The sequence below is a fragment of the Pseudomonas sp. KCJK9000 genome (assembly GCF_046230725.1).
Taxonomy (GTDB): domain Bacteria; phylum Pseudomonadota; class Gammaproteobacteria; order Pseudomonadales; family Pseudomonadaceae; genus Aquipseudomonas; species Aquipseudomonas promysalinigenes.
Map to the genome: position 1 here is coordinate 86,534 of NZ_JBJJLN010000003.1, position 12,296 is coordinate 98,829.

The following is a 12,296-nucleotide window of genomic DNA, read 5'->3' on the forward strand; positions in this document are numbered from 1 at the left end:
AAATAATGAATATCGCCGGCAAGGATCTGAACCTACTGTATTTGTTCCATGTGCTCTATCAGGAACGCAACGCCACGATGGCTGCAGCCCGCATGGCCTTGAGCCAACCCGCATTGAGCCACAAGCTGAACAAGCTTCGACACCAGTTCGGCGACCCGCTGTTTGTGCGTGCCCCCCGTGGCCTTACCGCCACGCCGCGTGCCCACGAACTTGCCCCCCAGGTGCAGCAGCTGGTCGAGGGGCTGGCCACCTTCTATGAGCAATGCGAGGGCCAGGACTTCTTGGCCCGCCCTGCACGTTTGCACGTCTACAGCACGGACTTCATGGAGCAGACCCTGCTGCCTCGGTTGCTGCCGGTGCTGCGGCAGTCAGCGCCAAACCTGGTGCTGGTGACCCACAATACGGGGGGCCAATTGCCCCGAGAAGCGCTGGAGAAGGGCACCTGCGATGTGGCCATCGCGGGCTTCTACACCGACCTGCCTGACACCTTCCATCAGCAGCGCCTGCTCAGCGAGGACTTCGTGGTGCTGGCATCGCGCAGCAACCCTCACCTTGCCCAAGGCCTGGATCTCAAAGCGTTTCTGGCCTGTGATCATCTACTGACCACGCTCACTGGCGATCTTGATGGCCTGGTGGACCGCGCCTTGCGCGCTGCCGGGCACAGCCGTCGCATAGTGGCCGGGTTGTCGAGCTTCCTTGCACCGACACGGCTGGTGCGCGGTACCGACCTATTGCTCACCTGCCTGCGCTCGGTGGCGCAAGAAGCTGCCGAGCGGGACGATGATGTGTGTATCCACCCGCTGCCTCTGGTGCTGCCCAAGGTCGAGGTGATGCAGATCTGGCATGAGCGCACCCAGGCCGACCCTTTGCGCAAATGGTTTCGCCAACAGCTGTACAGCGCAGCCACGGCTGATGCCAAACCGAACGATACGTTTGAGTTACCGTCATAACTTGGGCCGGTGCCGCCACGCAAAGAGGACGCGAAATGACCCAGCCCGACCCGTCTTACCTCCAATGGCTCGAAGAACGTTCCATGTTGAAAGCCTCGCAGGAACGCGCTCGCCTTTATTCCGGCCAGTCGCGCCTGTGGCAGAACCCTTACGCCGAAGCGCAGCCACGCCGCGCCACTGAGATCGCTTCGGTGTGGCTGACCGTTTACCCCGACGCCATCATCGCGCCAGAGGGCTGCTCGGTATTGGCAGCCCTTGGCCACCCTGCCCTGTGGAAACGCCTTTCAGAGATTGGCGTGCAAGGCATCCACACTGGGCCGATCAAGCAGTCCGGTGGTGTGCAGGGGCGTGAGTTCACCCCCAGTATCGACGGCAACTTCGACCGCATCAGCTTTGACATCGACCCGCTTTACGGCAATGAGCAAGAGCTGGTGCAAATGAGCCGCCTGGCGGCGGCGCACAACGCCGTGACCATCGATGACCTGATCCCCTCGCACACCGGCAAAGGTGCCGATTTCCGCCTGGCCGAGCTGGCTTACGGGGCCTATCCAGGCCTCTACCACATGGTCGAGATCAATGAGGAAGACTGGCCACTGCTGCCTGATGTGCCCCAGGGGCGTGATGCGGTCAACCTGTTACCGGCGCAGTGCGACGAACTGAAGCTGCGCCACTACATCGTCGGCCAGTTGCAACGGGTGATTTTCTTCGAGCCAGGGGTCAAGGAAACCGACTGGAGCGCTACCCCACCGATCACAGGCGTAGACGGCAAGACTCGGCGCTGGGTGTACCTGCACTATTTCAAGGAAGGCCAGCCGTCATTGAACTGGCTGGACCCAAGCTTCGCCGCCCAGCAAATGATCATCGGCGATGCCCTGCACGCACTCGACTGCCTGGGCGCCAGAGGCTTGCGCCTGGATGCCAATGGTTTTCTCGGCGTGGAAACCCGAGCTGCCGGCAGCGCTTGGTCCGAAAGCCACCCGCTGTCGATCGTCGGCAACCAGCTCATCGGTGGCATGATCCGCAAGGCAGGTGGCTTCAGCTTCCAGGAGTTGAACCTGACCCTGGACGATATCGCGCAAATGTCCAAAGGCGGCGCCGATCTGTCTTACGACTTCATCACGCGCCCGGCCTATCAGCATGCGCTGCTGACCGGCGATACCGAATTCCTGCGCTTGATGCTCAAAGAAATGCACGCATTCGGTATCGACCCCGCGTCGCTGATCCACGCCCTGCAAAACCATGACGAGTTGACGGTAGAGTTGGTGCACTTCTGGACGCTGCACGCCAACGACATGTACCTGTACAAGGGCCAGACCTTGCCGGGCAGCATCCTGCGCGAGCATATCCGCGAGGAAATCTATGAGCGCCTGTCGGGTGAACATGCCCCCTATAACCTGCGCTTTGTCACCAACGGCATTTCCTGCACCACCGCCAGCCTGATCACCGCCGCCCTGGGGCTGCGCGACATCGAGCAACTCAGTGCGCAAGATATCGCCAAGGTGCAGAAAATTCACCTGCTACTGGTGATGTACAACGCCATGCAACCGGGCGTGGTCGCGCTGTCGGGCTGGGACATGGTCGGCGCCTTGCCGCTACCACCGGAGGCGGTCGCCGAGCGAATGGGTGACGGTGACACCCGCTGGATCCACCGCGGCGGCTACGACCTGGCAGGGCTCGACCCGCAGGCCGAGCAATCGGTGCGCGGCATGCCGCGTGCCCGCGCCCTGTATGGCAGCCTCGACAGCCAGCTCGAAGACCCAGGCTCGTTCGCCAGCCAGGTGAAGAAACTGCTGGCCGTGCGCCAGGCCTATGGCATCGCCACCAGCCGTCAGGTGTTGGTGCCCGAGGTCAGCAGCCCTGGCCTGCTGGTGATGGTGCACGAACTGCCGTCTGGGCGGGGCATCCAGATCAGTGCCTTGAACTTCGGCCAGGATGTGATCGCCGAGGAGCTTGAGCTGACCGGCTTCACCCCGGGCCCGGTGGTCGACATGATCAACGAGACTGTAGAGGGCGACCTGACCGAAGATGGACGCTTGATGATCAACCTGGACCCTTATGAAGCCCTGTGCCTGAGGATCGTCAACAGCAGCGGCCATGTCTGAACCGTCCTGCGGCCCTTTCGCCGTGCACCCAGGATGGTGCTGCCGGCGAAGGGGGCGGCACGGGTTGCTTGCATTTGCAGCGCCACGGGCATAGTTTCCTGATGCTTTCCCTTCAGAGCCCAGGAGCAACCCATGTACACCGGCATCGTCCAGGCCGTGCGCCCTCTGCTTGATGTGACCTGCTATCCGGGCCACCACCAGTTCACCATCGACCTGACCCCCGAATTGCTCGATGAACTGAAGATCGGCGCCAGCGTCAGTGTCGAGGGTACCTGCCTGTCGGTGACGGAAATCGACGGCAGCCGGGTCAAGTTCGATGCCATGAACGCGACCCTGGAACGCACCAACCTGGGCTCGTTCAAAGCAGGCCAGGGTGTGAACATCGAACGCTCAGCGAAGATGAACGCCGAAGTCGGCGGCCACCTGATGGCCGGGCACATTGCGACCACGGCACAGATCGTCGAGCTGTCGATCAAGGAGACTGGCGCTTACATCAAGTTCCGCATGCCTGCAGAGTGGGCCAAGTACGTATTCCCGCGCGGTTACATCGGGGTCAATGGCTGCAGCCTGACCGTCGCCGACATTGACGATAACGTGGTGACGATCAACCTCATTCCCGAAACCCTGCGCCAGACCACCTTCGCCCGTTACAAGCCTGGCGAGCTGCTGAACATCGAGGTAGACCAGCCGACCATGGTCCTGGTCGATGTGGTGGAGCGCACCCTTCAAGGCACCTTGGCCCGCCTGAAACTGCTGCCCTGAGGCCAACCGATGCTGCCCAATGCCCTTCCCGCCCGCACAGCCAGGCACCTTCGCCTGCAGGTGTTGCGCGGTCGCGTTGGCCTTGGCCTGGTGGCCGGGCTGTCGGTACTGGCCGGCATGACCGACGCCATTGGCGTGCTGGCGCTTGGCGACTTCGTTTCGTTCATGAGTGGCAATACCACACGTCTGGCGGTAGCCATCAGCGAGGCGGACCTGGCCCTGGTGCTGCGCCTGAGCGCTGCCGTATTGGGCTTCGTGGCCGGCAACGCATTGGGGGTGCTGCTGGCCAGAGGCTTTGGCCGGCGAGCCTGGCCGGTGCTGGCGATAGTGGCCGGGCTGCTGGCGTGGGCGGCGGTTTGGCCGTTTTCCGCTACCTTCCCAGCGCTGCTGGCGGCTACGTTGGCGATGGGCATGATCAATGCCGTAGTCGAACAGGTCAACGGCCTGCCCATTGGGCTTACTTATGTGACTGGCGCGCTGTCGCGTTTTGGCAGGGGCCTAGGGCGTTGGCTGCTGGGCGAGCGCCGCGATGGCTGGAGGGTTCAATTGGTACCGTGGGCCGGCATGCTGCTGGGCGCAGCTCTAGGGGCCTGGCTGCAACAACGTTTGGGGCTTCAGGCGCTGGCAGGCAGCGCGGCGCTGGCCTGCCTGCTGGCGCTGATATCGCGGTTCATCCCACGCTCGTGGCAGCGCGGTTACATGCCGCGCTGAGCCTCAATCGATGCGCGGGTGCTGCTGGACCAGCAGCTTGCGCTTGGCCTCCAGCTCGGCGATCTGGTTGTCGATGTCCTCGATCTTCTGCTCGATGTTGTCGTGGTGCTCCTGCAGCAATTCGCGCGCCTCTTCCATGTCCGACGCCGCTGGTGCTGCGCCACGCAGTGGCTTATTGGCGGTTTCCTTCATGGTCAGGCCAGTGACCAGGCCGATGGCGGCGATCACCATCAGGTAATACGCTGGCATGTACAGATTGCCGCTGGTTTCAACCAGCCACGCCGCAAGGGTCGGGGTCAGGCCGGCGATCAGCACCGAGATATTGAACGCACTGGCCAAGGCACTGTAGCGGATGTGGGTGGGGAACATCGCTGGCAAGGTCGAAGCCATCACCCCGATGAAGAAGTTCAGAAGCACTGCGATGATCAGCAAGCCAGAGAAGATCAACCCTAGCGCGCCACTATTGATCAGCATGAAAGCAGGGATGGCCAGCGCGAACAGGCCGATGCTGCCGACCACAATGAAAGGTCGCCGCCCCACTTTGTCGCTGAGCAGGCCGATCAGAGGCTGCACGAACAGCATGCCGACCATGATGGCGATAATGATCAGCACGCCATGGTCTTCGCTGTAGTGCAGGTTGTGCGACAGATAGCTAGGCATGTAGGTGAGCAGCATGTAGTAGGTGACGTTGGTAGCGATCACCACACCGACGCAGGTAATCAGGCTGCGCCAATGCTTGGTCGCCACCTCCTTGAACGACACCTTAGGCCCTGAGGCCAGACCCTCGCGATCACCCTGCTCAAGCTTGTCCACATGCTGCTGAAATGCCGGGGTTTCCTCGAGCGCATTACGCAGGTAGAGGCCGATGATGCCGAGCGGCAACGCCAGGAAGAACGGCAGGCGCCAGCCCCATTCGAGAAACTTCTCTTCCCCCAGCACGGTGGAAATCAATACCACGACGCCCGCACCCAACACGAAGCCGGCAATCGAGCCGAAATCCAGCCAACTGCCAAGGAACCCACGCTTGCGGTCGGGCGCGTATTCAGCGACGAAGATCGACGCCCCGGTGTATTCACCGCCAACCGAAAAGCCTTGGGCCATCTTGGCCGCCAACAGCAGGATGGGTGCCCATATGCCTATGCTTTCATAGGACGGAATCAAACCGATGGCAAAGGTGCTTAAGGACATGATCACGATGGTGGCGGCCAGAACCTTCTGCCGGCCGAACTTGTCGCCCAGGGCGCCGAAGAACAACCCACCCAGCGGGCGGATCAGGAACGGCACGGAGAAGGTGGCCAGCGCTGCGATCATCTGCACACTGGGGTCGGCGTTGGGGAAAAACACTTTGCCCAAGGCATAGGCGACGAAGCCGTAAACGCCGAAGTCGAACCATTCCATGGCGTTACCCAGCGCAGCTGCGGTAATCGCCTTTCTCATCTTGGCGTCGTCGACGATGGTGATGTCTTTCAAGCCGATGGGCTTTACGCTTTTTTTGCGTGATTTCATGCCTGTGTCCCTGATTACTGAAGGCTCTAAGGCATCAGATACAAAGGGACACTAAATAATTCAGCGCTTAATGGTTTTTTCTGAATCTTCAGATACGGGCGCCGATGGCGGCGCCCGTTGCCATCAAATGCCTTGCTGGGCCAGATCCATGGCGAAGTAAGTCAGAATCAAGTCGGCACCGGCGCGCTTGATGGCGCCAATGCTTTCGCGTACCACACGGCCCTCGTCGATGGCACCGGCAAGCCCGCCGAACTTGATCATCGCGTATTCCCCGCTTACCTGGTAAGCCGCCAGCGGCAGGCGCGATGCGGCGCGGATATCGGCGATCACGTCCAGATAGGCGCCAGCAGGTTTGACCATCAACACATCGGCCCCTTCCTGCTCGTCCAGCAGCGACTCACGTACCGCTTCGCGGCGGTTCATCGGGTTCATCTGGTAGCTCTTGCGGTCACCCTTGAGCGCCGTGCCCCCGGCTTCGCGGAATGGACCATACAGCGACGAAGCGAATTTGGTGGAGTAAGCCATGATCGCCGTGTCATGGAACCCAGCACCGTCCAGCGCGCTACGAATGGCCTGCACCTGCCCATCCATCGCCGCCGAGGGGGCGATGAAGTCGGCGCCAGCTGCAGCGGCAATCACCGCCTGCTTGCCCAGGTTGACCAAGGTGGCATCGTTGTCCACGCCATGGTCATGCAGCACGCCACAGTGGCCGTGGCTGGTGTATTCGCAGAAGCAGGTGTCGGACATCACGACCATCTCTGGCACGGTGTCCTTGCAAATGCGCGACATGCGCGCGACAAGCCCGTTTTCATTCCAGGTGTCGCTGCCGCTGGCATCGAGGTTGTGCGATACCCCGAACGTCATTACCGACTTGATACCGGCGCGGGCATAGCGCTCGATTTCTTGAGCCAGCAGCTTCTCTGGAATACGGTTGACCCCTGGCATGCTGGTGATCGGCACGAAATCATCGATGCCCTCTTCGACGAAGATCGGCAGGATCAGGTCTTCAAGGCGGAATTCGGTTTCCTGGAAGATCGTGCGCAGGGATTCGTTCTGGCGCAGGCGGCGAGGACGAACGGAAGGGAAACGGTTGGACATGACAGCTCCAGGGCATTTTTAACGGCCTATACCTTATGCCTGTGGCACGCCAGTGAAAAGGCCAGATGACGAGATTATGCGTTGCATCAAAGGTAACGACAGGCGACTTTTTAGTGTTTACGCCTTGGGCGACCTAACGGCGGGTGTCCGCCATTGATCCGCCGGGGCTGGGTCATTGCATCCAAGGCGGTGTCGGCTCTTGAGCCGTGGTCGGCCCATGCTCGTCCTCGGCACGGGCAGCACGGCGGCGCGCTTCGTCGCGCAAAGTGGCATCGATCTCGCGCAGCACCCCGGCCACGTCGGCGGCCTGGTCCTCATCCTCGAACTGCCCAGTGAGCGGGCTGTCAGCACGCAACTCGCCAGCCTCGTACAAAGCCCACATCTCATCGGCGTAACGCGTAGCCTTGAGCTCAGGCGCGAAGCGTCCGAAATAATGCGCCATGTTCGCTACATCGCGCTGCAGCATGCTGAACGCATGGTTGTTCCCCGCAGCATCCACAGCCTGAGGCAGGTCGATGATCACCGGGCCGTCCGGGCCAAGCAGAACGTTGAACTCGGACAAGTCGCCATGCACCAGGCCGGCGCAGAGCATCAGAACAATCTGGCGGATCACGAAGGCATGGTATTCACGGGCCTGCTCGGCTTCAAGGTGCACATCGTTCAGGCGCGGCGCGGCGTCACCGTCGGCGTCGGTCACCAGTTCCATCAGCAGCACGCCGTCTTGAAAGTCGTAGGGTTTGGGCACCCGCACCCCGGCATTGGCCAGGCGGAACAGCGCCGTCACTTCTGCGTTCTGCCACGCGTCCTCAGCCTCTTTACGGCCATATTTGCTGCCCTTGGCCATAGCCCTGGCCTGACGGCTGTTGCGGACCTTGCGCCCCTCTTGGTATTCGGCGGCCTGGCGGAAGCTGCGTTTGTTGGCCTCCTTGTAAACCTTGGCACAGCGTACCTGGGCCCCGCAGCGCACCACGTAAACGGCCGCTTCCTTGCCGCTCATCAATGGCCGCAGCACCTCGTCGATCAGGCCGTCTTCGATCAGTGGTTCGATTCGTTTTGGAGTCTTCATCAGGCTGCGTTCGGGGTCCTGGCTAAGGTGACGGACATCCTCTCACAGGCTGGGGCGACTTGCTCGTCTGTCTGCACACCGGCTTGCCCACCGCGACGCGCACGGGCAGCCATGGCCTGTGTGCAAACGCTCATAAATCGCACAACGGTTCGGTAATCGCACAAATTCCACTCGGTGCTCTCTACTGTTGCCTTGTCTTGCGGCAGGCTATAGGCAAGCCAGCACACAACGCCAAGCGCCCAATGGCCCCGCCGCGTCAGCACGCTGCCAGGTCGACAATCAATACTCCAGGAAGAACCAGGAGCCCGCTTTGATCAATAAAACGTTTGAGTCCATCGCCAAGGCGGTGGAAGGCATCACCGACGGATCGACCATCATGGTCGGTGGCTTCGGTACTGCCGGCATGCCGTCCGAGCTCATCGATGGTTTGATTGCCACCGGTGCCCGCGACCTTACCATCATCAGCAACAATGCCGGCAACGGCGAGATCGGCCTGGCCGCTTTGCTGATGGCGGGCAGTGTACGCAAGGTCATCTGCTCGTTCCCGCGCCAGTCCGACTCTTACGTGTTCGACGAACTGTACCGTGCAGGCAAGATCGAGCTGGAGGTGGTTCCCCAAGGCAACCTGGCTGAGCGCATCCGCGCGGCCGGCTCGGGTATCGGGGCGTTCTTCTCGCCGACCGGCTATGGCACCTTGCTAGCCGAAGGCAAGGAAACCCGTGAAATCGACGGCCGCCAATACGTACTGGAGATGCCGCTGCATGCCGATTTCGCCCTGATCAAGGCGCACAAGGGCGATCGCTGGGGCAACCTGGTCTACCGCAAGGCCGCCCGCAACTTCGGCCCGATCATGGCGATGGCCGCCAAGACTGCCATCGCTCAGGTAGATGAGGTCGTCGAGCTCGGTGAGCTGGACCCGGAGCACATCATCACCCCGGGTATTTTCGTCCAGCGCGTGGTCGCCGTCTCCGGCGCTGCCGCTTCTTCGATCGCCAACGCTGTCTGAGGCCTGCCATGACCATCACCAAAAAGCTTTCCCGCACCGAGATGGCCCAACGCGTGGCCGCAGACATTCAGGAAGGTGCCTATGTCAACCTGGGCATCGGCGCTCCAACGCTTGTGGCCAATTACCTGGGCGACAAGGAAGTGTTCCTGCACAGCGAGAACGGCCTGCTGGGCATGGGCCCGAGCCCAGCTCCTGGCGAGGAAGACGATGACCTGATCAACGCCGGCAAGCAGCATGTCACGCTGTTGACCGGTGGCGCCTACTTCCACCACGCCGACTCGTTTTCGATGATGCGTGGCGGGCATCTGGACATCGCCGTGCTGGGCGCTTTCCAGGTTTCGGTCAAAGGCGACCTGGCCAACTGGCATACCGGTGCCGAAGGTTCGATCCCCGCCGTAGGCGGCGCAATGGACCTGGCCACGGGAGCGCGGCAGGTGTTCGTGATGATGGACCACCTGACCAAAACCGGCGAAAGCAAGCTTGTGCCCGAATGCACTTACCCGCTCACCGGCATAGGCTGCGTCAGCCGCATCTACACCGACCTAGCCGTCTTGCAAGTAACCGCCGAGGGCTTGAAGGTGGTGGAGATCTGCGCGGACATCGACTTCGATGAACTGCAGAAACTCAGCGGTGTACCGCTAATCAAGTGACGCGCTGGCTCTGGCTCCTGCAGGCGCAGGGGCCAGGCCAATCACCCTGCCAGTCATTTCCCGCAAACGCGCCACTGATGCAATGCGTTTGAACTTCACGGCTCGGCCAAGGCCTTTCCAAGAAGTCACAGTAAAAAACGGAGATGACATGATGAGCGCAACACTCAACGGCAAGCGCGTGGCCATTCTGGTCACCGATGGTTTCGAGCAAGTGGAGTTGACCGGCCCCCGTGATGCGCTGAAACAGCACGGCGCGGTAGTCGACATTCTCAGCGACAAGCCAGGCACCGTGCGTGGCTGGAACCACGACAAGCCCGCCGATGCATTCGATGTGGATGCCACGTTCGACAGCGCCCAGCCTGATGTCTACGATGCCGTCGTGCTGCCAGGCGGCGTGCAGAACTCGGACACCATCCGCTTGATCCCCGGCGCCCAGAAACTGGTGAAAAGCCTTGATGCGGCAGGCAAGCCCGTGGCTGTGATCTGCCACGGTGGCTGGTTGCTGATTTCGGCAGGCCTTGCCCAAGGTAAACGGATGACCAGTTTCAAGACCTTGCAAGACGACATCCGCAATGCCGGCGGCAACTGGGTGGACGAGCAGGTGGTGGTGGACGGCAATCTGATCAGTAGCCGTCAGCCGGACGATATCCCGGCATTCAACGAGCAACTGATCAAAGCCTTGGCTTGATAGCGGGTCGCCCTCGCACGAAAGTGCGGGGGCTCTGGGGCTTTGGCGATTTTCACAGCAGGTTGCGAGGGTGCCCCACTCATGTCACACCCGTGAAGCCATCAAGGACTTGCCTTACCCGGCGGGCAAGGTCATGTGGCTGGCACGGTTTGGAAATCACCTCGAACTCAGACCCGCCGATATCGGTGCGCTCAATTGAGTTTTCTGCATAGCCGGTGGTCAACAACACCTTCATCTGCGGCTGAAGGCGCCGCACTTCCCGCGCCAGCATCACGCCGTTCATGCCGCCTGGCATGATCAGGTCGGTGAACAGTAAATCGTAATGTTCCCCCGCCTGAATGAGCTTGAGCGCCTCGCGTGCATTGAGCACCATGTCAGCGGCGTAGCCGTAATCCTCCAGTACCATCTTGGCGAGTTCAGCCACATCCGGCCGATCCTCGACGATCAGGATACGCTCGGTGCCCGAGCTGCGGTCCACCTTTTTCACAGGTTGCGTGGGGATGATCTTGCCTTGATCAACCGGGAAATACAGGCGTAACGTCGTGCCCTCGCCCTCTTCTGTGTATATGCGTGCCGCCCCACCGGACTGCTTGGCGAAGCCGTAGACCATCGACAGCCCTAGGCCAGAGCCTTTGCCCTCCTCCTTGGTGGTGAAGAACGGGTCCATGACTCGATCACGGATGCTGGCCGGCATCCCGACGCCATTGTCGGTGACCGAGAGGCTCACGTAATTTCCCGGCAGCAGCCCATCGAACGAGTGGTTGATATCGGTGACGGAAATATTCCGGGTTTCGATGAACACATGCGGCCGCTGGCGCCCGATAAGCGCATCGCGTGCGTTCATGAAGATGTTGAGCAACGCGACCTCTGCCTGAGTCGGGTCGATACGGCAGTTGTGCAGGTTGGCTTCGAGGTCGAAATCAACAGCCACTTCAGCGTCGAAAGTTCGCTCCATCATGGGGCGTACGTCATCGAGCAGGTGATTGAGGTTGAGCACCCGGCCATGGAGTTTCTGCTTGCGGGCGAAGGCCAGCAGCTGCTTGGTCAGGGTACTGGCACGTTCGACCGCGCTCTGGGCGTGCCCTACACTGCGCCGCACGCGGTTCAGGTCGACCTGGGACTTGTCGGCCTCACTGGCGATCAACCCCAGATAACCGCCCATCACTTGCAAAAGATTGTTGAAATCGTGGGCGATACCGCCAGTCAGCTGCCCAAGCGCTTCCATCTTCTGCGCCTGGTTCAGCGCATCCTCGGCGTCACGCCGCCTGCTCACATCCAGCTGCGATGCAAAGAAGTAAATCAGGTCGCCCCGTTCATTGAAGATCGGTGAGATGAACAGCGCGTTCCAAAAGCTGGAACCATCCTTGCGGTAATTGAGGATCTCGGTAGAGATATCGACCTTCTGGGCGATGGCGTCCCGCACGGCATCCACCACTGCCGTGTCGGTTTCTGGGCCTTGGAGGAACCGGCAATTACGGCCAATGATGTCCGCCAACTCATAGCCGGTCATTTCCAGAAATGCTCGATTGGCGAAAATGATCGGATTGTCGTCACGATTGGGGTCGGTGACGATCATCGGCATCCGCGTGGTTTGCACCGCGGCGAAGAACATGTCGTGTGGCAGCTGCGAAATATCACCCGATGCCTGGTTGCTGACGCGCGCCTTCTTGCTGGTCACGCGGACCTCCTTGCTCATTGCAGTAGGACGTTTATCGATTCAACCATGTCGACTCTCGTTGCCTACGCTTGGTTTCACC

Annotated in this window: 11 protein-coding genes; 7 read left to right on the plus strand and 4 right to left on the minus strand. The window is 61.0% G+C overall.

Features of this window, described 5'->3' with window-relative positions; genetic code table 11:
* Positions 1-5 precede the first annotated feature (5 nt).
* The 4 genes from ACK59H_RS02580 to ACK59H_RS02595 all read left to right on the plus strand — a co-directional run bounded on the left by ACK59H_RS02580 (position 6) and on the right by ACK59H_RS02595 (position 4,525).
* Positions 6-950 carry a LysR family transcriptional regulator gene (locus ACK59H_RS02580; protein WP_060476595.1) on the plus strand — a complete coding sequence of 315 codons (945 nt, stop codon included), beginning with the start codon at positions 6-8 and terminating at the stop codon, positions 948-950.
* 35 nt (positions 951-985) lie between these two features.
* Positions 986-3,052 carry a maltose alpha-D-glucosyltransferase gene (treS, locus tag ACK59H_RS02585; protein WP_060476596.1) on the plus strand — a complete coding sequence of 689 codons (2,067 nt, stop codon included), beginning with the start codon at positions 986-988 and terminating at the stop codon, positions 3,050-3,052.
* A 132-nt stretch (positions 3,053-3,184) separates the two neighbouring features.
* Positions 3,185-3,814, plus strand: coding sequence for a riboflavin synthase (locus ACK59H_RS02590; protein ID WP_060476597.1), 630 nt, complete (start codon positions 3,185-3,187; stop codon positions 3,812-3,814).
* Positions 3,815-3,823: 9 nt separating this feature from the next.
* Positions 3,824-4,525 carry a YoaK family protein gene (locus ACK59H_RS02595; RefSeq protein ID WP_060476598.1) on the plus strand — a complete coding sequence of 234 codons (702 nt, stop codon included), beginning with the start codon at positions 3,824-3,826 and terminating at the stop codon, positions 4,523-4,525.
* Positions 4,526-4,528: 3 nt separating this feature from the next.
* On the opposite strand, the gene proP is transcribed toward ACK59H_RS02595, so the two are convergent.
* The 3 genes from proP to ACK59H_RS02610 all read right to left on the minus strand — a co-directional run bounded on the left by proP (position 4,529) and on the right by ACK59H_RS02610 (position 8,195).
* Complete coding sequence (proP, locus tag ACK59H_RS02600; RefSeq protein ID WP_060476599.1) at positions 4,529-6,031, minus strand: glycine betaine/L-proline transporter ProP; 1,503 nt, start codon at positions 6,029-6,031, stop codon at positions 4,529-4,531.
* A 123-nt stretch (positions 6,032-6,154) separates the two neighbouring features.
* Entirely contained in the window at positions 6,155-7,129 is a 975-nt protein-coding gene (gene hemB, locus ACK59H_RS02605) for a porphobilinogen synthase (protein WP_060476600.1), read from the minus strand.
* 172 nt (positions 7,130-7,301) lie between these two features.
* Positions 7,302-8,195 (minus strand): PA4780 family RIO1-like protein kinase, encoded by an 894-nt coding sequence (locus ACK59H_RS02610; protein WP_060476601.1) that lies wholly within the window; start codon positions 8,193-8,195, stop codon positions 7,302-7,304.
* A gap of 310 nt (positions 8,196-8,505) precedes the next feature.
* On the opposite strand from ACK59H_RS02610, the gene ACK59H_RS02615 reads away from it, so the two are divergent.
* The 3 genes from ACK59H_RS02615 (at position 8,506) to ACK59H_RS02625 (ending at position 10,539) form a co-directional block, all read left to right on the plus strand.
* The gene (locus ACK59H_RS02615) at positions 8,506-9,201 is read left to right on the plus strand and encodes a 3-oxoacid CoA-transferase subunit A (RefSeq protein WP_060476602.1); all 696 of its coding nucleotides are present in this window, start codon (positions 8,506-8,508) and stop codon (positions 9,199-9,201) included.
* 8 nt (positions 9,202-9,209) lie between these two features.
* The gene (locus tag ACK59H_RS02620; RefSeq protein WP_060476603.1) at positions 9,210-9,851 is read left to right on the plus strand and encodes a 3-oxoacid CoA-transferase subunit B; all 642 of its coding nucleotides are present in this window, start codon (positions 9,210-9,212) and stop codon (positions 9,849-9,851) included.
* A gap of 151 nt (positions 9,852-10,002) precedes the next feature.
* Positions 10,003-10,539 carry a type 1 glutamine amidotransferase domain-containing protein gene (locus tag ACK59H_RS02625; RefSeq protein WP_060476630.1) on the plus strand — a complete coding sequence of 179 codons (537 nt, stop codon included), beginning with the start codon at positions 10,003-10,005 and terminating at the stop codon, positions 10,537-10,539.
* A gap of 79 nt (positions 10,540-10,618) precedes the next feature.
* Here the strand turns inward: ACK59H_RS02625 and ACK59H_RS02630 are convergent, their stop codons facing one another.
* Entirely contained in the window at positions 10,619-12,235 is a 1,617-nt protein-coding gene (locus ACK59H_RS02630; RefSeq protein ID WP_081016573.1) for a histidine kinase famiy protein, read from the minus strand.
* Positions 12,236-12,296: the final 61 nt, after the last annotated feature.

Coding starts and splice junctions, on each gene's coding strand:
- ACK59H_RS02630 (WP_081016573.1), bottom strand. CDS start 12,235: ATGAGCAAGGAGGTCCGCGTGACCAGCAAGAAGGCGCGCGTCAGCAAC.
- ACK59H_RS02620 (WP_060476603.1), top strand. CDS start 9,210: ATGACCATCACCAAAAAGCTTTCCCGCACCGAGATGGCCCAACGCGTG.
- ACK59H_RS02610 (WP_060476601.1), bottom strand. CDS start 8,195: ATGAAGACTCCAAAACGAATCGAACCACTGATCGAAGACGGCCTGATC.
- ACK59H_RS02580 (WP_060476595.1), top strand. CDS start 6: ATGAATATCGCCGGCAAGGATCTGAACCTACTGTATTTGTTCCATGTG.
- ACK59H_RS02625 (WP_060476630.1), top strand. CDS start 10,003: ATGAGCGCAACACTCAACGGCAAGCGCGTGGCCATTCTGGTCACCGAT.
- proP (WP_060476599.1), bottom strand. CDS start 6,031: ATGAAATCACGCAAAAAAAGCGTAAAGCCCATCGGCTTGAAAGACATC.
- hemB (WP_060476600.1), bottom strand. CDS start 7,129: ATGTCCAACCGTTTCCCTTCCGTTCGTCCTCGCCGCCTGCGCCAGAAC.
- treS (WP_060476596.1), top strand. CDS start 986: ATGACCCAGCCCGACCCGTCTTACCTCCAATGGCTCGAAGAACGTTCC.
- ACK59H_RS02590 (WP_060476597.1), top strand. CDS start 3,185: ATGTACACCGGCATCGTCCAGGCCGTGCGCCCTCTGCTTGATGTGACC.
- ACK59H_RS02595 (WP_060476598.1), top strand. CDS start 3,824: ATGCTGCCCAATGCCCTTCCCGCCCGCACAGCCAGGCACCTTCGCCTG.